17 protein-coding genes are annotated in these 18871 nt (G+C 57.3%); 15 read left to right on the top strand and 2 right to left on the bottom strand.

The features are described 5' to 3' along the window. Position 1: 1 nt before the first annotated feature. From JN414_RS07015 to JN414_RS06945, 15 genes are all read left to right on the top strand, one after another. Positions 2–1195, top strand: coding sequence for an FtsW/RodA/SpoVE family cell cycle protein (locus JN414_RS07015; RefSeq protein ID WP_202207301.1), 1194 nt, complete (start codon positions 2–4; stop codon positions 1193–1195). Then, positions 1192–2289, top strand: coding sequence for an undecaprenyldiphospho-muramoylpentapeptide beta-N-acetylglucosaminyltransferase (murG, locus tag JN414_RS07010; RefSeq protein ID WP_202207300.1), 1098 nt, complete (start codon positions 1192–1194; stop codon positions 2287–2289). The genes JN414_RS07015 and murG overlap by 4 nt, the downstream gene beginning before the upstream one ends. A gap of 40 nt (positions 2290–2329) precedes the next feature. Then, positions 2330–3766, top strand: coding sequence for a UDP-N-acetylmuramate--L-alanine ligase (gene murC / locus JN414_RS07005; protein ID WP_046901369.1), 1437 nt, complete (start codon positions 2330–2332; stop codon positions 3764–3766). Then, positions 3763–4677, top strand: coding sequence for a UDP-N-acetylmuramate dehydrogenase (murB, locus tag JN414_RS07000; protein ID WP_202207299.1), 915 nt, complete (start codon positions 3763–3765; stop codon positions 4675–4677). The genes murC and murB overlap by 4 nt, the downstream gene beginning before the upstream one ends. Then, the gene (locus JN414_RS06995) at positions 4674–5585 is read left to right on the top strand and encodes a D-alanine--D-alanine ligase (protein WP_202207298.1); all 912 of its coding nucleotides are present in this window, start codon (positions 4674–4676) and stop codon (positions 5583–5585) included. Before murB ends, JN414_RS06995 begins: the two co-directional genes overlap by 4 nt. Further along, positions 5585–6529 (top strand): cell division protein FtsQ/DivIB, encoded by a 945-nt coding sequence (locus JN414_RS06990; protein ID WP_202207297.1) that lies wholly within the window; start codon positions 5585–5587, stop codon positions 6527–6529. The genes JN414_RS06995 and JN414_RS06990 overlap by 1 nt, the downstream gene beginning before the upstream one ends. Further along, on the top strand, positions 6526–7923 hold the full coding sequence (ftsA, locus tag JN414_RS06985; protein WP_046901366.1) for a cell division protein FtsA: 1398 nt from the start codon (positions 6526–6528) through the stop codon (positions 7921–7923). The genes JN414_RS06990 and ftsA overlap by 4 nt, the downstream gene beginning before the upstream one ends. 58 nt (positions 7924–7981) lie before the next feature. Next, complete coding sequence (gene ftsZ / locus JN414_RS06980) at positions 7982–9526, top strand: cell division protein FtsZ (RefSeq protein WP_202207296.1); 1545 nt, start codon at positions 7982–7984, stop codon at positions 9524–9526. 135 nt (positions 9527–9661) lie between these two features. Then, positions 9662–10699 (top strand): UDP-3-O-acyl-N-acetylglucosamine deacetylase, encoded by a 1038-nt coding sequence (gene lpxC / locus JN414_RS06975; RefSeq protein WP_202207295.1) that lies wholly within the window; start codon positions 9662–9664, stop codon positions 10697–10699. A 68-nt stretch (positions 10700–10767) separates the two neighbouring features. Continuing rightward, a complete protein-coding gene (locus JN414_RS06970; RefSeq protein WP_046901363.1) occupies positions 10768–11661 on the top strand; it encodes an outer membrane protein assembly factor BamD in 894 nt (297 codons plus the stop codon). Positions 11662–11706: 45 nt separating this feature from the next. Next, a complete protein-coding gene (recN, locus tag JN414_RS06965; protein ID WP_202207294.1) occupies positions 11707–13425 on the top strand; it encodes a DNA repair protein RecN in 1719 nt (572 codons plus the stop codon). Continuing rightward, positions 13422–15458, top strand: a complete 2037-nt coding sequence (gene ligA, locus JN414_RS06960) for an NAD-dependent DNA ligase LigA (protein ID WP_202207293.1) — start codon at positions 13422–13424, stop codon at positions 15456–15458. Before recN ends, ligA begins: the two co-directional genes overlap by 4 nt. A gap of 86 nt (positions 15459–15544) precedes the next feature. Beyond that, entirely contained in the window at positions 15545–16888 is a 1344-nt protein-coding gene (locus JN414_RS06955) for a hemolysin family protein (protein ID WP_046902044.1), read from the top strand. A gap of 95 nt (positions 16889–16983) precedes the next feature. Beyond that, positions 16984–17544 carry an isochorismatase family protein gene (locus tag JN414_RS06950; protein ID WP_202207292.1) on the top strand — a complete coding sequence of 187 codons (561 nt, stop codon included), beginning with the start codon at positions 16984–16986 and terminating at the stop codon, positions 17542–17544. A 28-nt stretch (positions 17545–17572) separates the two neighbouring features. Further along, positions 17573–17983 (top strand): Ivy family c-type lysozyme inhibitor, encoded by a 411-nt coding sequence (locus JN414_RS06945; protein WP_202207291.1) that lies wholly within the window; start codon positions 17573–17575, stop codon positions 17981–17983. A gap of 381 nt (positions 17984–18364) precedes the next feature. On the opposite strand, the gene JN414_RS06940 is transcribed toward JN414_RS06945, so the two are convergent. Both JN414_RS06940 and JN414_RS06935 read right to left on the bottom strand, forming a co-directional pair. Beyond that, complete coding sequence (locus JN414_RS06940) at positions 18365–18595, bottom strand: hypothetical protein (protein WP_202207290.1); 231 nt, start codon at positions 18593–18595, stop codon at positions 18365–18367. Continuing rightward, positions 18592–18871: hypothetical protein (locus JN414_RS06935; RefSeq protein WP_202207289.1), on the bottom strand; the 280-nt coding region annotated here is incomplete at its 5' end. The genes JN414_RS06940 and JN414_RS06935, both read right to left, overlap by 4 nt.

Raw genomic sequence — 18871 nt, 5'->3', positions numbered from 1 at the left:
CATGGCGGGCTCCTCCCGTGTCGATTCATCGGCAATCGCCCGCTGGTGGCGCAATACCGACCGGGTCACGCTCGCCTGTGTCGGAATTCTGATCGGCCTGGGTTATGTGCTGATGCTCGCGGCCAGCCCTGCCGTGGCCTCGAGAATTGGCGCGTCCCGCAACATGTTCATCCTCAAGCAGGTGATCTTCCTGGGACTGGCTGGGGCAATCGTGCTTGGTGTGTCTTATCTTTCGCGAGCGGGTGTCAAAAAACTGGCCTTTATCGGGGGTATTCTTGCCCTCGCCGCCACAGCCATGACACTGGTGCACGGGATGGAGATCAAAGGCGCGCGCCGCTGGATCGCCCTGCCCATGATGTCCGTGCAGCCTTCAGAATTCCTTAAACCCTGCTTTGCCGTCATGACGGGCTGGCTCCTCTCCGCACGCCGGACGGTCGTTTTGCGAGGGAACATAGCGTTCCCCGGGATGCTGATCGCCTTCGCATGCTTTGGCGTCATTCTGGCGCTCCTCAAGTCCCAGCCGGACATTGGAATGTTGTCCGTCATCACCATGGTTTTTATGACGCAGCTCTTCGTCGACGGACTGCGTCTGTATTGGGTCGGGCTTTGTGTTGCAGGCATGATTGGTGCGTTCGGCATGGCGTTCGTCATGTTCCCGCACGTGCGCTCCCGTGTTGAACGGTTCCTGCATCCGGACGTTGGCGATCACTATCAGATCGACACGGCGCTGCGTGCTTTCGGAAATGGGGGTCTGCTCGGACGTGGGCCGGGTGAAGGACGCGTCAAGGATCTGCTGCCTGATGCTCATGCCGACTTTGTTTTTGCCGTTGCTGGCGAAGAGTACGGTCTGTTGCTTTGCTTCGGCATTATCACCGTGTTCGGCATTATCGTTCTTCGCACCCTGCTGAAACTGATGCGGGAAGAAGATCCTTTTGTGATTGTCTCTGCGGCAGGCCTGGTGACAGGGTTCGGGCTACAGGCGTTCGTCAACATGGGGTCAACACTTCACCTCATCCCAACGAAGGGCATGACGCTGCCATTCATTTCGTATGGTGGGAGTTCGGCCATGTCCATTGCTCTGACCATGGGAATGGTCCTTGCCCTGACGCGCCATCACGTTGGTCCGGGCAAGATTGCCCAGCGTGTCGCCACCCCTTACACCCCCGGTTCCCTTCTTGAGAGAAACACCCCATGAAACGTCCGATTGTCGTTGCTGCCGGTGGAACCGGAGGGCATTTTTTCCCCGCTGAAGCTGTTGCAACCGTCCTGGCAGAACGTGGGCATGACCTTGTTCTTATGACGGACGCCAGACATGGACGGCGTGAGACCGGCCTGTTCAAGGATCGGCCTCAGTACGTGCTGGACGGTGCGGGCGTGGCTGGCAAAGGCCTTGGGGGGAAAGTGCGTGGTATCACCGCACTTTTCCGAGGCATGCTGGAAGCACGCCGGATCCTCAAAACACTCGATGCGGCCGCTGTTGTCGGGTTTGGAGGATATCCATCCATTCCGCCGCTTCTGGCCTCTCGCATGTTGCCAAAATCGCAGCGTCCGGAAATGGTTATTCACGAAGGGAACGCGGTTCTCGGACAGGCAAACGCCTTTCTGTCGCGCTTTTCTCCCCTCATCGCCACGTCTTATGACAGCGTTGCACGCCTCCCGCAGGGCGCCCGCGTCACTCTGACGGGCATGCCTGTTCGGGCCGGGATCGAAGCCCTGTTCGGGCAGCCCTATACCGCACCAAAAGAGACTGTTCGGCTCCTGGTCTGGGGCGGCTCGCTCGGTGCCCGCGTATTTTCAGATATTGTGCCACAGGCTCTGGCTGCCCTGCCGGTTGGCTTCCGCACACGTCTGCATGTCACGCAACAGGTTCGTGCGGAAGACACTGATCGCGTTCGTGCCATCTATGAAGGTGCCGATATTGCGGTTGAGGTTGAACCTTTTTTCAACGATGTTCCCGAGCGACTGAAATCAGCCCATCTGGTTATTGGCCGCGCAGGCGGGTCGTCTGTTGCGGAACTCGCCATGGCCGGGCTTCCGTCCATTCTAGTGCCTCTGCCCATCGCCGCCTCTGACGAACAGGGCGCGAACGGCAAAGCATTACAGGATGCGGGAGCTGCCTGGATGGTTCGTCAGCCGGATTTCACATCTGCCGCTCTCACAGCTCTTGTCGCTGACCTGATTACCCATCCTGAGCGTCTGTCTGCTGCGGCCGAAGCTGCACGTCAGTTTGCTCGCCCTCATGCTGCCGCAAAGGTAGCAGACCTGATCGAAGCCGGCCTTCGGTCCTGATCATCTCTTTTTACCCTATTACCTCAAGAGTACCTGCCCCATGCGCGCCCTGCCCCTGAACATCGGAACCATTCATTTCGTCGGTATCGGCGGTATCGGAATGTCCGGCATTGCAGAAGTCCTGCATATGCTGGGCTACCGGGTTCAGGGTTCAGATATTGCGGAAAGCTCGAATGTTCAGCGTCTGCGACACGCTGGCATCCAGATCCACATCGGACATGATGCCTCCAATCTGGGTGACGCCCAGGTTGTCGTGACCTCTACAGCCGTCAAAAAAGACAACCCTGAGGTTGTTGCCGCGCGGGCAAAGCTGATCCCGGTCGTTCGTCGTGCGGAAATGCTGGCAGAACTGATGCGTCTGCGCTGGTCTGTCGCGATCGGCGGCACACACGGCAAGACCACGACGACAAGCCTTGTGGCCTGCGTTCTGGAGCATGCGAAGCTGGACCCGACCGTCATCAATGGCGGCATCATCGAGGCATACGGCACCAACACCCGTATGGGCTCCGGTGACTGGATGGTGGTGGAAGCAGACGAAAGCGACGGATCATTCCTTCGTCTTCCAGCGGTCATTGCTGTCATCACGAACATGGACCCCGAGCATCTGGATCACTGGGGTACGGAAGAAGCCATGCAGGCGGGCTATGACCAGTTCGTCTCCAACATTCCGTTCTACGGCTTTGCAGTCCTGTGCGTGGATCATCCGCAGGTTCAGCAGATGATCCCGCGCCTGTCCGATCACCGCATCATCACTTACGGTTTCAGCCCGCAAGCAGATGTTCGCGCTGAGAAGGTCGTGATGGACAAGCGTGGCGCAACATTCGAGGTTGTGGTCACAAACCGCGCCCGCAACCGGACGCGTCGCGCCGGTCCGTTCCGCCTGCCAATGCTGGGCCATCATAACGTTCTGAACTCTCTGGCAGCCATCGCAGTGGCGCTGGAAATGGAAATCAGTGATTCCGTCATCGCCTCCGGTCTGGCGTCGTTCAAGGGCGTAAAGCGTCGTTTCACGCGGACGGGTGAATTCAATGGCGTGTCGATCATTGATGATTACGGTCACCATCCGGTCGAGATTGCAGCTGTCCTGAAAGCTGCCCGTCAGGCAGGCGCAAAGAACGTCATCGCCGTGGTGCAGCCGCATCGCTATTCCCGCCTGAAAGGCCTGTTCGGCGAATTCTGCACCTGCATGAATGATGCTGACACCGTTATCGTGGCTGACGTGTATGCGGCTGGTGAAAGCCCGATTGAAGGCGCAGATCGTGATGCTCTGGTTGAAGGCCTGCGGGATCGTGGACACCGCTCTGTCGTGCCATTGCCCTCACCTGAACTTCTTCCTGAGATGGTGAACGCAATTGCAAAGCCCGGCGACTATGTTGTCTGCCTCGGTGCCGGAACAATCACCCAGTGGGCTCAGACCCTTCCGCAAGAGCTGGAAGCTCTGAACACCAAGAGCCCGGCGCCGGAAAGCGCTGTATGAGCGACAACTTTCCAGTTCAGGGCCTTCGCGGACGTCTGACGGCCAATGCACCGCTGGGAGCCCGCGCCTGGTTCCGCACTGGCGGTCCGGCTGACTGGCTGTTCGTGCCAGAAGACGCAGATGATCTGGCTGATCTGCTGCGGAACCGCCCCGTCGACATGCCCCTGACAGTTCTGGGCGCATGCTCAAATGTCATCATTCGCGATGGTGGTATTGAAGGCGTGGTGGTCCGGCTGGCCCGTGGTTTCTCGGACATTGAAGCCCAGACTGACGGCCTAGTAGTGGGCGCTGCGGCTCTGGACGTCACGGTGGCAGAGCACAGTGCGGCAGCAGGACTGGCGGGGCTGGAGTTTCTGGTCGGGATTCCCGGGTCCATCGGTGGGGCTGTGCGCATGAATGCTGGCGCTTACGGTTCGGACATCAATGCCATTCTCGACTGGGCGGATATTCTCACGTCAGATGGCGAGTTGCGTCGCCTCACCTGTGAAGAACTGGGCTTTGCGTACCGTCATTCGGCTTTGCCGGAAGGCGCTATTGTCATCCGCGCCAGACTGCGTGGCACACCAGACGCGCCAGATGCCATTCGGGAGCGCCTTGCAGAAATTCGTGCCTCTCGCGAAGCGTCCCAGCCTGTTCGTGCCCGCACTGGTGGCTCAACGTTTCGTAACCCGGAGGGTCACAAAGCCTGGGCGCTGATTGATGAAGCAGGTTGCCGTGGCCTGACACTGGGTGGCGCTCAGGTCAGTGAGAAGCATTGCAACTTCCTGCTGAACATTGGTGATGCCAATAGCGAACAGCTTGAAACGCTTGGGGAAACTGTTCGCAAGAAAGTTCTGGACCACAGCGGAATTGACCTGCACTGGGAGATCAGACGCATTGGTCGTCGTGACGTAGGAGAGAAGACAGTATGAAGGTCGCAGTTTTATATGGCGGTACGTCCAGCGAGCGACCTGTCAGCCTTGTCAGTGGCAATGCAGCCATCTCCGCCCTGCGCGAGAAGGGGCATGAAGTAACGCCAGTCGATGTCGGCGCCGATATTGCCGTCACGATCCAGGCTCTAAAAGAGGCCGCCCCTGACGTCGTCTTCAATGCATTACATGGCCCCAAAGGCGAAGATGGCGCCATTCAGGGTGTGCTGGAATGGATGGGACTTCCGTATACACACTCCGGTATCCGCGCCTCTGCTGTCGCAATGGACAAGGGAGCAACCCGTATGCTGCTCGCGGCAGCGGGACTTCCCATTGCGGAAGGCCGTGTCATCACGCCTGAAGAACTGGCAGAAGCAGACCCGCTGCCCGTTCCGTACGTTGTGAAGCCCGTTGCAGAAGGATCGTCGGTCGGCGTTGAAATTATCCGCCAGGGTGACAACCGTCGTGCCGAAATCGCAAAGAACTGGCGCTTCGGCAAAGAAGCTCTTGTTGAAGCCTTCGTGCCGGGCCGTGAGCTGACTGCGGGCGTCATGGGCGATCGCGCTCTGGCCGTAACCGACATTCTGCCTGCCGAAACGGCTGCATTCTACGATTTCGAAGCGAAGTACAAATCTGGTGGCTCCCGGCACGTCGTCCCGGCAGAGCTGCCAGAAAGCGTGACCGAGCGTGCACTGGATTATGCTCTGCGTGCTCATCAGATTTTGGGATGTTCTGGCGCTAGCAGAACGGATTTCCGCTACGATGACGAGACAGACACGCTGATCGTTCTCGAGGTTAACACGCAGCCCGGCATGACCCCGACCTCACTGCTGCCGGAACAGGCTGCATATTGCGGCATCTCCTACCCGGATCTTTGTGACTGGCTGGTTCATGAGGCACTGACCCGCTGATGCGCAGGGACTCCCGCCCTCAGGAACCCGATTTCCGACGTGACCCGGCTTTCCGCCCGGCGCCGATGCCGCCTTACGAGGACCGGCCGTCACGGACGAAACTGTTCCTGCGCCGTCAACGGAAACTGATTCGCCCAGGAATCGTATTCCTTGTCGTGGTCGGACTGGGAGGAGTAGGAGCGCGCCTGCTGTATGACGCAGCGTCGGAGGAGCGTTTTGCTCCGCTAAGAGCCAAGCTTGTTGCCATGGAGCCACTGCCTATCCGGCACGTCATCATCAATGGTCGTGGCATGACCAGCGAAGCATCAATTTACGAAGCCCTGGGAACAAGTACTGGCCACCCAATTTTCGGTTTTTCTGTTGAAGCCGCACGCCAGCGCATTGATGAACTTCCCTTCGTGGATCATGCGACCGTCGAGCGGCGGATGCCGGATACGATCATCATCAACCTGACCGAACGTACACCCATCGCCGTCTGGCAAACGCATGGGCATTTTTCGCTCATTAATCAGGCCGGCGAAGAAGTTCCCGATCAGGGCATGACAGGCAAGAATGCTCAGGCTTTTCTTCAGCTACCGCTTGTCGTTGGCGATGGTGCCAATACTGCCGCGTCCGTCGTCATTGACGCTTTAGTCAAACAGCCGGATGTCAAATCCCGTGTGACCGCCCTCATTCGTGTGGGAAACAGGCGCTGGAATGTGACCCTGAAAGACGGGACAACTGTCATGCTCCCCGAAGGCGAAGAGGCCGCAGCGTTTGCACGTCTCGCGCAATATCAGACAAGCATGAACCTGCTGGATCGGCCTGTCGTCTCGATTGACATGCGCCTTCCAGATCGCATGGTCATTCATCAGACACCTGCGCCCACACCTCCTCCTGACACACCCAAAACAGACACACCCGCCCCTCCTTCTGACAGCAGCCAGACGACACAGCAGCCATGACCGATCTTACACCAACGTCCGATCTTCCGGCCTTTCGCCGCCGGGGTGGTCTGCGGGGCCGGTCCCTGATCCCTGTGGGTGGCGAACGCGAAGTTGCGCTGAACCGCGCATCACGTGAAATCCTGCCGCTGCCTCCGGAAGAGACATCCAAACCTCGTGTCTGGCGCAATGGCGTTTTCGGTGCGCTGGATATCGGCACGACGAAAATGACCTGCCTCATTGGCAAGGGTGAGCCGGATGGTTCCATTCAGGTTCTGGGTTATGGCTGGCGGCGCTCCCACGGAATTCGATCTGGGTCGATCGTGGATATTCGTGAAGCTGAGGCTGCTATTCGCGCCACCGTTGGTCAGGCAGAGGAAGCCGCAGAGCGACGAATGGACTCACTGGTCGTCAATCTGTCCTGCGGTCATCCCCGAAGCCGCCTAATCGATGCCCACATGCCCATCGGTGGTCGTGAAGTGACGGATGGAGATGTTCAGCGCCTGATCACGGACGGTCAGGCTCGTGCATGGTCAGAAGGCCGGGACGTCATCCATACCCTTCCCATCGGGTATGTCGTTGACTCCATGCCGGGCATTGCTGATCCGCGTGGCCATCAGTGTGAACAGCTGGCGACGAAACTGCATGTTGTTGACATGAACTCCAGTGCTCTCCGCACACTGGATACCGTTCTTCAGCATTCAGAGCTCAAACTCGACGGACTGGTTTCCAGCCCCTTTGCTTCTGGCGTTGCCGTGCTGGCTGACGAAGAACGTGATTTAGGCGTTACCGTCGTGGAAATGGGAGGCGGAACCACCTCTCTCGCAGTTTTCTGTGAAGGCCGACTGATCCATACGGCGCAAATCCCTGTTGGTGGCCTCCATGTTACCCGTGATATTGCGGGCGTTCTTTCGACATCTCTGGAAACTGCAGAGCGCCTGAAAACCATGTATGGTGCGGCACAGCTTGGATCCGACGATCAACGCGAAATCCTGTCCGTGCCCCTCATTGGAGAAGGCCGGGACCGTTTGGCCCGTATTCCGCGCTCGAAAGTGATCTCCGTTATTCAGCCTCGCGTTGAAGAGACACTTGAACTTGTGCGCCATGCTCTGGACAATGCAGGTCTGGGGCGTCTCGCCAACGGGCGTGTTGTTCTGACAGGCGGAGCTTCCCTGATGGAAGGCATTGTGCCTGTCGCAACACGCATTCTTGCCCGGCCTGTTCGCATGGGCAAACCGCTGAACGTTCATGGCCTGCCGGAGACTGCTGCAGCTTCGGCCGGTTTTTCCACCGCTGCGGGGCTTCTGGCCTGGGCAGCGGGCGCAGATCGTGACTTTGGGGACATTTCAACCCCGGAACCTCGATCTGGCAGCCTTCTGAAACGTCTCGTGGGGTTCATCCGCGACCGTGGATGAGCTACACAGAAAATAACGCCCTTTTTTCCGTTGCTTCCTCGCAGTTCCGGACCTGATCATGACTTTGAACCTTACCCCGACCCCGAACTCTCACGTTGAACTGGCCCCGCGCATTACCGTCGTCGGTGTTGGTGGTGGTGGCACGAATGCCGTCAACAACATGATCGATTCGGAGCTCAAGGGCGTCGAGTTCGTTGTTGCCAACACGGATGCGCAGCAGCTCGCCCACTCCAAGGCTGAACGCCGCGTCCAGCTTGGCCCCCATCTGACACGCGGCCTCGGCGCAGGCGCCAAGCCGGAAATCGGCCGCGAAGCTGCTGAAGAAGCTGCACAGGAAATCGAGCGTCAGCTCGAAGGGGCGAATCTGGTCTTCATCACAGCCGGTATGGGCGGTGGTACGGGTACGGGTGCGGCCCCGGTTATTGCGCGCATGGCCCGTGAACGTGGCGTTCTGACAGTTGGTGTGGTGTCGAAGCCCTTCAACTTTGAAGGTCGTCGCCGCACGCTGGCTGCTGAATCCGGTATTGCCGAGCTTCAAAAGCACGTCGACACCCTGATTGTTATTCCGAACCAGAACCTGTTCAATTCCGCAAACCAGAACACGACGTTCCGTGAAGCCTTTAAAATGGCTGACAACGTCCTGAACATGGGTGTTCGCGGCATTACGGACCTGATGGTCTCTCCGGGCCTCATCAATCTCGACTTTGCGGACGTGAAAGCCGTGATGGAAGAGATGGGCAAGGCCATGATGGGCACCGGCGAAGCCACCACGGAAGACGACGGTGAAGATCGCGCCGTTGCCGCTGCCGAGCGCGCCATCTCCAACCCACTGCTTGAAGATGCGTCCATGGCTGGCGCCCGCGGCCTGCTGATCAACATCACAGGTGGTGAAGATCTGACACTTTACGAAGTGAATGCAGCTGCCGATCGTATTCGTGAAGAAGTTGCCGAAGAAGCCAACATCATCTTTGGTGCTCTGATCGATGAAAACATGAACGGGCGTATTCGCGTGTCCGTTGTGGCGACGGGCATCGACACCCAGTCCAGAAACGATCCGAACAATACAGAGACGACGCCTGCGGCGGCTCCCCAGCAGGCCCCTTCTGCTGCGGCATCCCGCGATACGTCTGCTCAAAATCGTCAGGCTCCTCAGACGTTCCAACCGGGATCGACCTATGCTGGTGGGCCGCCACGCCCAAACTTCAATCTTGATCCCAATGCATCACAGCAGCCTGCATCGCCGCCCCCGGCTGCGGAAAGCCCGGTTGCCCCCCCGCCACATGCGGCCCCTCAGCCGCCGCACGTCGCAGCCCCGCAGGACGATGCAGCACCGCGCTCCCCGCGCGCTGGCCTGTTTTCCGAGCCGCCGCGTGCACCAGCTCCAGAAGCCCCACGCAGCATTTTCGGCCTTATGACGGGCGCCTTCCGTAGCCGTCCGGCCCCGCAGCAAGCAGCTCCGCAAGCCCCGCGCACGGAGCAGAACAGCCGTGACGCATATCAGCAGACCGATCATCATAACCCCTCCGACCAGCGCCATAACCAAGCGCCGTCGGATGGGAGCGATGATTCTACGCTTGATATCCCGACCTATCTGCGTCGCTGAATAGGCAAACTGCTTTCCTGCAAAATCCTGCGCATCGCAGGAAAGCAGTCAGGTAATATCCGGCAACAATCATTGAATGGCACTCCGGCGATGACTGGGTTTTATTATAAGCCAGTCTAAATCGTCGGGGGATTCATGCAGGTTACGCCAGCGCATCATGGAAAGTCGGTTCCAGCAGATCGAAAGGTCCGCCCGCTACTTTCCAGCGCGTCTGACAGCACGCAGACGCCTCTTTTCTCTGAGCGTCCCGATTTGAAGAACCTGCAGACAACTCTTCATTCTCCTATATCTTGCCGCGGCATCGCCCTTCACAGTGGACTTGATGTCGATCTGGAAATTTCTCCAGCCGAAGCGGATACAGGTATTCGCTTTCAGCGGAGCGATTACCCCGGCTCTCCTTCGTTTCCCGCTCTCTATGACCGGATTATCGACACCAAACTTTCGACTGTTGTTGCCTGCAAAAATGATCCTTCTCTGCGCGTGGCAACTATTGAGCACCTGATGGCGGCCCTTAACGCCTTGGAAATCGATAACGCGTTCATTTCGGTTAGTGGTCCGGAATTACCGGTTCTGGACGGTTCGGCAGATGCGTTTGCTTTTCTGCTACGATGCGCAGGGAAGAAAACGCTAGATACGCCACGAAAAATTATCGAAATTCTTCGAAACGTCCGGGTTGAAGGCGACAACGGTGCTTTTGCCGAGCTGCGCCCGGCTCAACGCGGTCTTTCTCTTGCAATTTCGTTAAATTTTGATGCTGAAGCCATTGGGTGTCAGCGCTATGCCATGCAGCTTGATCCGGCTCGCTTTCTAGAAGAAGTGTCTTTCTGCCGTACTTTTGTGAACCGGAAGGACATTGAATATCTTCAAAGTATTGGCCTCGCCCGTGGAGGCTCTCTCGACAATGCTGTCGTAGTGGATGGTAAGACCATTCTTAATCCAGCAGGTCTGAAAATCGAGCGGGAATTTGCCCGACATAAGCTTCTTGATGCTATCGGTGATCTGTATTGCTGCGGCTACCGCCTGAAAGCGGGATTCATCGGCCATAAATCTGGTCACAAAATTAATAACGAGCTTCTGCGCAGCGTTTTTTCAGATCAGAAAAACTGGCGTTTTGAAACTCCGACCTCTACCGTTTCAGCACGGGGCCACCGTCGCACACGCGTCGCAGCCTAAGGTTAAATGGCGGGTCTTTCGTCCCCGCATTCCCGTGATATAAGACGGGCTTCACGGGAAGAGCAGGTATGGCAAGCAGCACTCAGCATCATTTCGAAGTGTCCTGGAACGGACGGGGTCTTGTTCTGAAGGCTGCGGCCGTAAGCGGTTTGCTGCTTCTGTCAGGCTGTTCATTGCTTTCTCACAAGCATGAGAAGCCGGTCATTCCAAAGGCTGCTGACGCAGAGACGCTGTATAACTACGGTATCGATGCTCTTCATTCCGGCCGATATGAACTGGCGGGCGGCGAATTCGAGCTGCTTCAGCAGAACTATCCGTACTCCGGTTTCACCGGCAATGCCGAGCTGATGGAAGGCTATGCCTACTACCTGCAAGGTGAGTATGCGCTTTCGGTTCAGCAGCTTGAGCGTTATCTCCAGCTCCACCCGACCAGCCCTGATGCGGCCTATGCCTTCTATCTGCGCGCCCTTTGCTATTATGAGCAGATCGCTGACGTGCAGCGTGACCAGCAGGGAACGGTTGAAGCCCTTGATGCGCTGGAAGAGGTTATTACCCGCTTCCCGCAGACAGCGTACGCACGTGATGCCCAGCTAAAGATTGATCTTTGCCGTGATCATCTTGCAGGTAAGGAAATGCTGGTTGGCCGCTGGTATCAGCAGCAGCGCAACTATGAAGCCGCAATGACGCGTTATCAGCGTGTCGTGCAGGATTTCCAGACCACGAATCACGTAGCTGAAGCGCTGGAGCGTCTTGTCGAAGTCTATTTGGCGCTCGGTCTCAAGGATCAGGCCAGACAGACGGCATCCGTACTGGGCTACAACTATCCAGACAGTCAGTGGTACCGCTATGCCTATGCAAATCTGCGGGATAACAAGCTGCTGTCCAGTGAGTTCAAGCAGCCGACCAAGACGTCCAGCAAGCCGCGTGGATTTTTTTCCCGCGCCTGGCATAGCGTATTCTGATGTGAGGCGTTTGAAACACGCCTCACCACACACAACATTCCCGTCATGCTGACCCATCTCTCGATCCGTGACGTCGTTCTGATCGAAAAGCTCGATCTGACCTTGGCCGCTGGTCTCACCGTTCTGACGGGCGAGACCGGTGCTGGTAAATCCATCCTGCTCGATAGCCTTGGCCTTGCCCTCGGCGACCGTGCCAATGCTGGACTGATCCGCTCCGGGGCAGCGCAAGCCAGTGTGGCTGCCATCTTTGAAGTTCCGTCCGGGCATCCTGTTTTCACTCTCCTGAGTGAACAGGGAATCGCACTGGAGGAAGCTTCGGAGCCTCTGGTGCTGCGCCGTATCGTCACGCCTGATGGACGCTCACGCGCTTATGTCTCGGATCAGCCTGTCGGAATTAGCCTCCTGCGGCGTATCGCGTCTCAACTCGTGGAAATCCAGGGCCAGCACGAGCAGATGGGCCTCGCCGATCAGAGCACTCACCTGAATTTGCTGGATGCATTCGGCGTCAAACGGGACCTTCTGGCGCGAACTGCCGCAACATTTCATCAATGGGCCAATGCCCGCACAGCCCTCGCAAAAGCACGTTCCGAAATGGATGCTGCTGCGCGCGAAGAAGAGTGGCTGCGCGCAACCGTCGATGACCTCTCGACTTTGGCTCCTCAGGAAGGCGAAGAAGAGTCGCTTGCCGCGCTACGTGTCAGTCTTCAGCAAGATGAACGTCGCGGAGAGGCTGTTGCCGCCGCCCTTTCTGAACTGACGCCGCGTGACCGACGCTCATCAAATCCTTCCGCAGCTTTGCGGTCTGCCAGCAGGGCATTGGTCCGGCTGCTGCCGTCTTCTGCAGAAACTGAAGGCAGCACCTCCACTCATCAGGCGCAGGCTCAGGAAGCTTTGGATGCGCTGGAAAAAGCCGAGGAAGCGTTAGCAGAAGCAGAAATGCTGCTAACGCGTCTTGCTGCCGATACGGAGAGTGATCCACGGCTGCTGGAAGAGACAGAAGAGCGTCTTTTCTCCCTGCGGGCCGAAGCCAGAAAACATAACGTCTCGGTCGCCGAACTCCCGTCCTTTCTCGCGTCCCTGAAAAGCCGTCTGGCTGCGCTCGATTCGGGTAATGCCGAACTGTCACGGCTTGAAATCGCTCTGACAGAAGCGCGGCTGGCCTATGAAGAAGCCGCGAAAGCTCTGTCCAAGGCGCGCGAACACTCTGCTCAAAAACTTGAGCAGGCCGTCAGCCGTGAGTTGAAGCCGGTCAAGCTTGAACGTGCCCGTTTTATTGTCTCGCTGCTCCCGCTCGCACCCGAACAATGGAGCAGCCGCGGCATGGAGCAATCCTCTTTTCTTATCGCGGCAAACCCCGGTCAGGCGCCCGGTCCTTTGGCCAAAGTGGCCTCTGGCGGTGAACTATCGCGTCTGATGCTGGCGCTGAAGGTTGTGCTGGCCCAGCGCTCTGATGTGGGAACACTGGTCTTTGACGAGGTGGACTCTGGCGTTGGCGGCGCAACCGCATCGTCAATCGGCGACCGGCTTCACAAGGTCGCACAGGACGTGCAGGTCCTCGTCGTAACGCACAGCCCGCAGGTTGCCGCACGAGGTGACCATCACCTGCGCATTGCCAAGCGCATCCGCAACGAGCGCACTGAAACACTTGCAGAGCCTCTTTCCCGTGAGGCCCGCCGCGAAGAAATTGCCCGGATGCTTGCGGGTGACGTCATTACTGATGCGGCACGCGGCGCCGCAGATAGCCTTCTGGAACAGACCGCATGAATTCTGCCGATCGTCACGCCGAACTTGAGACCCTGCTCGCCCGATGGGACGAGGCCTATCACGGCAAGGACGACCCGGAGGTTTCTGACGCAGAATATGACGCTGCCCGGCGTGAGCTTCTGGAGCTGGAAGACGCCAACCCTGAGCTTCGTCGTGAGGGAGGAGCGAGCGATCGCGTAGGCGCCCTACCCGATTCGGCTTTTGGAAAGCACCGTCACCTTGTTCCGATGCTGTCTCTGGATAACGTCTTTGGGGCAGACGGATTTGAAGGATTTGTTTCCCGAGCCGGTCGCTTTCTGGGACTGGATGACGACGGCATTCAGGCTCTTCAATTTGTCGCCGAGCCCAAAATTGACGGCCTTTCTATCAACCTGACGTATGAAAATCGAAAATTCGTCCGGGGCATCACGCGCGGAAACGGTATTGAGGGTGAAGACGTCACGGCCAATCTGCTGACGCTCAAGGATATTCCGCACACTCTCCCTGATGATGCGCCAGATGTCATAGAAATCCGTGGTGAAGTTTTCCTCTCAAAGAAGAACTTCCTGACCCTGAATGAGCAACAGGCAGAGCGTGGAATCAAACCGTTCGCCAATCCGCGAAATGCCGCAGCAGGATCTCTTCGGCAGTTAGACCCGGAAATCACACGCAGCCGACCCTTGTCCCTGTTCGCCTACGCTCAGGGTTACGCATCGTCCGCTGTAAGCGAAACACATTCAGGATATCTTGAGGCCCTGACACGCTGGGGCTTCACGGTTAATCCTCTGTCCAAACTAATCGAACATGCCCGGGATATCCCCGCGTATGTGGACAGGCTCTCTCTCGATCGCTCCAGCCTCGATTATGATATCGATGGCATTGTTTTCAAACTGAACGATATAGCCCTCCAGAACCGACTGGGGTTTGCGGGCCGCGCGCCGCGCTGGGCTATCGCCTGGAAGTTCCCGGCTGAACAGGCCATCACCCGGCTGCTGCGGATTGAAATTCAGGTCGGACGAACTGGCGCGTTGACTCCTGTGGCTCATCTGGAGCCCGTCAATGTTGGTGGCGTGATTGTTTCGCGCGCAACTTTGCACAACGAAGACGAAATCGCCCGTAAAGACGTTCGTGATGGCGATCTGGTTCGCCTTCAACGTGCCGGAGATGTCATTCCACAAATTCTGGGCGTTGTGGAAAGCGATGAGCCACGCAGCCCGCGATATGTCTTCCCTGATCATTGCCCGGTCTGCGGATCACTGGCTGAGCGTGTTCATGGAGAAGCCGTGCGCCGCTGTACGGGCGGACTGACCTGTGAGGCACAGGTTGTGGAACGCCTCATCCACATGGTGTCACGAGGCGCGTTCGACATTGACGGCCTCGGAGACCGCAGCATCCGAGAATTTCATGCTGCGGGCTACGTCCTTCGACCAGGTGATATTTTTCGCCTGAGCGCACATCAGGATGAACTTCAAAAACGGGACGGCTGGGGAGAGCTCTCCGTCAGGAATCTTCTCCAGGCGATTGATGAGCGACGGACCATATCTCTGGCCAGGCTCATTTTTGGTCTTGGAATTCGCCGGATTGGAGAGCGTAACGCCCAGTTGCTTGCGCGGCATTACGGCACCTTTGAAGCCTGGCGCGACGCAATGGTAGCCGCAAACGCGGGCAGCGAAGAGCGGGAAGCATTAGATTCCATCATGGGCGTTGGTGGTGCGATTGCAGACGAACTGGTCGCATTCTTTTCAGAAGCCCACAACGTCGAAACTCTTGATGATCTGCGGCAGCAACTTCACACAATTGAAGCGGAAGAAGCACCGTCCGAAGGCCACCTCTCGGGTAAAACCATCGTCTTCACTGGCACCCTGACCACAATGACCCGCCCCGAAGCAAAAGCGATCGCGGAGCGTCTTGGGGCACAGGTAACCGATAGTGTTTCCAAAAAGACGTCTCTGGTTGTGCTGGGAGAAAAAGCCGGATCAAAAGCAAAGAAGGCTGCTGATCTGGGGCTCGAAACTGTTGATGAAGCCGGTTGGAGAACATTGGCAGGGATTTGACAGTTTTAAGACATTGAGGACCTGCATGGCTGCCACCCGAAGATAATTGGCGTGTTCTGGTGTCTTCGGAGTATGATGCCGCCTGCATGCAAGTTTCTTCTTACACCCAGCACATGATTGTTCTTCTCCTGCTGGGCCTTCTCGCGACCGTCGTCCTGATCGCGGTCTCCATTCTGATCTCTCTTTCAGAGATTTCCTTCGCCGCAGCTCGTGACGTCAGGCTTCGCTCGAAAGCAGAAGCCGGCGATCCACGAGCCGTTGCCTTCCTTAAGCTCCGTCGCAACAGCGGGCAGGTCATTACTGTCCTGCAGATCTGCCTGAATGCCGTTGGCGTTCTTGGCGGTATCATCAGCGAATCGATGTTGAGCGAGCCCATCGCAGACGGCTTTCAGCTCATGGGCTTTTCGCCGTCTCTTTCGGCCAAGGGCGGCTCGGCCTGCTCCTTCATTCTTATTACGGGACTTTTCGTCCTGTTCGCGGATCTGCTTCCCAAGCGGATTGCAATGAATGCACCGGATCGGATCGCTCTTAAGGTTGGGTGGTTCCCTGCCTTGGCGTTGAAGGTTCTGTATCCTGCGGTCTGGGTCTTTTCGCGCGTATCCGATGTGCTTCTGCGCGTGATGAAAATCCCAGCTGCGGCCACTGTCGAACCTGTAACGCCTGAAGATCTGCGCGCTATTCTCGCTGCGGGCACAGCCTCTGGTATCCTGCTGGAGCAGGAACATCAGATGATTCAGAATGTTCTGGGCCTTCAGGATCGCTCCGTGACGTCCGCCATGACCCCGCGTGATGAGATCGTCTTTCTGGACGTTCAGGAGACACCAGAGAGCCAGCGGGACAAGGTTCGCGTGCGTCCCTACTCCCGTTATCCTCTTTGCGATGGCGGTCTGGATCGCGTGATCGGGTCTATTCGCGCAGAAGACGTTCTGGTTGCTGTTGTGGATGAGCCGCAATCCAAGGAGAGCCTGACTCCCGTCGCAAGCCAGATCTTCAAAATGCGTCGGGATGTCTTATCCCTGCCCGACACGCTGAACCTGTGGGAAACTCTCGCGCAGTTTGATGCTCATTCCGCAGGCTTTGCACTGATCGTGAATGAGTACGGCCTAGTCGTGGGCCTCATCACCTACAAGGACATCATGGGCGCCCTCATGGATGGTCTGGTCAGCCCATTTGAAGAGCAGGCCATTGTTCGCCGTGATGCCAACTCCTGGCTTATTGATGGCGCAGCACCAATCGGTGACGTCATTCGCGAGCTCGATATTCCGATTTTCGACGATGCCCAGAATTTCGATACCGTTGGTGGCTTCGTGATGAATCGCCTGCGTCGCATGGCCCGAAAGGCCGATAGCGTCGAATCTTCAGGCTTCCGATTCGAAGTTGTGGACGTTGAAGGCTTCCGGATTAACCAGCTTCTGGTGACACGCCTCTAACGGGAAACCTTTTTTCCAGGCATGGAGGCTGATTAAGATCGCACAATGCGTTCTGCAGGACATGGCTCCTGCCTCAGCCTCGGAAGATTGCTCCTTTGCCTGATTTCCAGCACTCAGCTCTGATTATCGTCGACGTCCAGAATGATTTTTTGCCTCATGGAGCCTTGGCTGTTCCTAAAGGCGATGAAATCATTGCTCAGGTTAATACCCTGTCCCATCTCGGCTTTGAGGCAGTGGTTGCCACTCAGGACTGGCATCCCGCAAATCACTGCTCTTTCGCGCCACAAGGCGGACCTTGGCCCGAACATTGTGTTGCAGCGTCGTCAGGTGCTGATTTTCCAAAATCTCTCGATCTTAGCCCGATCAGCCATATCATTCACAAAGGAATGGCGCAGAATCGGGATAGCTACTCAGCGTTCTTCGACAATGACCATGTCACCTCTACGGGCCTGAATGCGCTCCTCAGCGGCCTTTCCATCAACCATGTTGTGATCTGTGGCCTGGCGCTTGATTTCTGTGTCGCGGCAACTGCTGAGGACGCCATGCGCTGTGGCTTTAGGACAGACATCGCGCTTGAGGCCTGCCGTGGCATCAACGCGGACCAAAGCGCCCTCCTCCAGAAACTGAGGAGCAACGGAATCACTTTGTCTGACTGAACGAGCTCGGCTGGAGAGGACACTACATATGAAACTGAAATTATTCGCAGCGATGTTACCCCTTATCGCACTCTCCACCTCACTTGCGTCTGCAGAAGTTCCAACGACACAGGAGCTCCTGAGCCGTTCGGGCTTCAAGGAGGCCTATAAAAGCATGATTACATTGCCGGCCTGGGTCGTATCAGGACAGGGCACATCAACTCCTGTGGAATATTTTTCTCAGGATGGAAAACGCTATGCACTGGGTCACATGTGCAAGCCCCACGACTGTGCGGCGCAGCAGCTAGAAATCGTCATGGCAAACGACCATTCAGGCGCATGGGGGCTTTTGTCGATAAAGGCTAACAGCGCCTTGAAGCAGACTCTTCTCGGATCACCAGAACCAGCAATGGAAAAGGTTCTTCGGGATGCCTATAGCAAGAACAATCCTGCCAACTAATTTTTTGAAGATTGCTAGGCGCGCGGCGCTGCTGTTAAGCAGGCTGGCGCGCCCTGCTGGATTCGAACCAGCGACCCACAGCTTAGAAGGAGTGTGGTTTCCCTTATTTTTCAATGGGAAAGTTGGCATTCGCAATGCAAAATGAGACCACTGAACTTCATGCGGTTTGCAAACAGCAAACCTAAATTCCACATTTTTTTCTGACCTTCTCCATCTGAAGAGCAGCCTCAACAGTATTCGGACAGTCCTGCCGGTGCGCACGGATCTCGGCCGCCATCCCCTTCTGGAAATCGGCCGTCCAAGGATGCAAGGCAGGACATACAACCTTTAGCCGTGGCTGCGCACATCCAGCCAGTGCCAGGCACAACAAAACAATCCGCATCACGCTTTCCCCTTGTCCAGGGCGTCCAGCAGTTCATCCACGGTCTGCGGAGCATCAGCGCCCCGCTGATCCATGGCCTGCTGTTGCGCCACCTGAGATTGTGCGTCTTTGACGTCCTGGTCAGCCATATCGGCTTTCTGCGATTTACCCCCGGCTCGATAGAGCCCGAAGGCCGATGTCACGCCCACGAAGAGCATGACACCGACAATCGCCAGACTGGCCGTATTCACTGGGCAGGCTGATTGAGGTCAGCAGCTTCAGCGACAGGAGCCTGCACGACCGGGCCGGCTGCCAGAACGCGCTCTAGTTCCGTGGCACCTTCCAGCGTCTTGGTCAGCGCGGCATCGAGCGCGTTGACGTCCACATGCCCCGCAAGACGGGAGATACTGGCCGTAAGAACACCCTGAAGGACGAGACCGCCGACACTGACAACCTGCTGGGCAGCTGCCGTGTCAGCCTTGCCAAGGGACTGGTTTACGAGACCCTGAAGGGCCGTCACAGAATTA

Origin of the sequence: Gluconobacter sp. Gdi, assembly GCF_014132155.1 — a bacterium.
Lineage (GTDB): Bacteria > Pseudomonadota > Alphaproteobacteria > Acetobacterales > Acetobacteraceae > Gluconobacter.
The sequence above is the reverse complement of the archived record's forward strand: the minus strand, read 5'-3'. Positions and strand labels throughout refer to the sequence as shown.

Coding starts and splice junctions, on each gene's coding strand:
- ligA (WP_202207293.1), top strand. CDS start 13,422: ATGAATTCTGCCGATCGTCACGCCGAACTTGAGACCCTGCTCGCCCGA.
- JN414_RS07015 (WP_202207301.1), top strand. CDS start 2: ATGGCGGGCTCCTCCCGTGTCGATTCATCGGCAATCGCCCGCTGGTGG.
- JN414_RS06995 (WP_202207298.1), top strand. CDS start 4,674: ATGAAGGTCGCAGTTTTATATGGCGGTACGTCCAGCGAGCGACCTGTC.
- murG (WP_202207300.1), top strand. CDS start 1,192: ATGAAACGTCCGATTGTCGTTGCTGCCGGTGGAACCGGAGGGCATTTT.
- recN (WP_202207294.1), top strand. CDS start 11,707: ATGCTGACCCATCTCTCGATCCGTGACGTCGTTCTGATCGAAAAGCTC.
- JN414_RS06955 (WP_046902044.1), top strand. CDS start 15,545: ATGCAAGTTTCTTCTTACACCCAGCACATGATTGTTCTTCTCCTGCTG.
- murC (WP_046901369.1), top strand. CDS start 2,330: ATGCGCGCCCTGCCCCTGAACATCGGAACCATTCATTTCGTCGGTATC.
- ftsZ (WP_202207296.1), top strand. CDS start 7,982: ATGACTTTGAACCTTACCCCGACCCCGAACTCTCACGTTGAACTGGCC.
- lpxC (WP_202207295.1), top strand. CDS start 9,662: ATGCAGGTTACGCCAGCGCATCATGGAAAGTCGGTTCCAGCAGATCGA.
- JN414_RS06970 (WP_046901363.1), top strand. CDS start 10,768: ATGGCAAGCAGCACTCAGCATCATTTCGAAGTGTCCTGGAACGGACGG.
- JN414_RS06990 (WP_202207297.1), top strand. CDS start 5,585: ATGCGCAGGGACTCCCGCCCTCAGGAACCCGATTTCCGACGTGACCCG.
- murB (WP_202207299.1), top strand. CDS start 3,763: ATGAGCGACAACTTTCCAGTTCAGGGCCTTCGCGGACGTCTGACGGCC.
- ftsA (WP_046901366.1), top strand. CDS start 6,526: ATGACCGATCTTACACCAACGTCCGATCTTCCGGCCTTTCGCCGCCGG.
- JN414_RS06945 (WP_202207291.1), top strand. CDS start 17,573: ATGAAACTGAAATTATTCGCAGCGATGTTACCCCTTATCGCACTCTCC.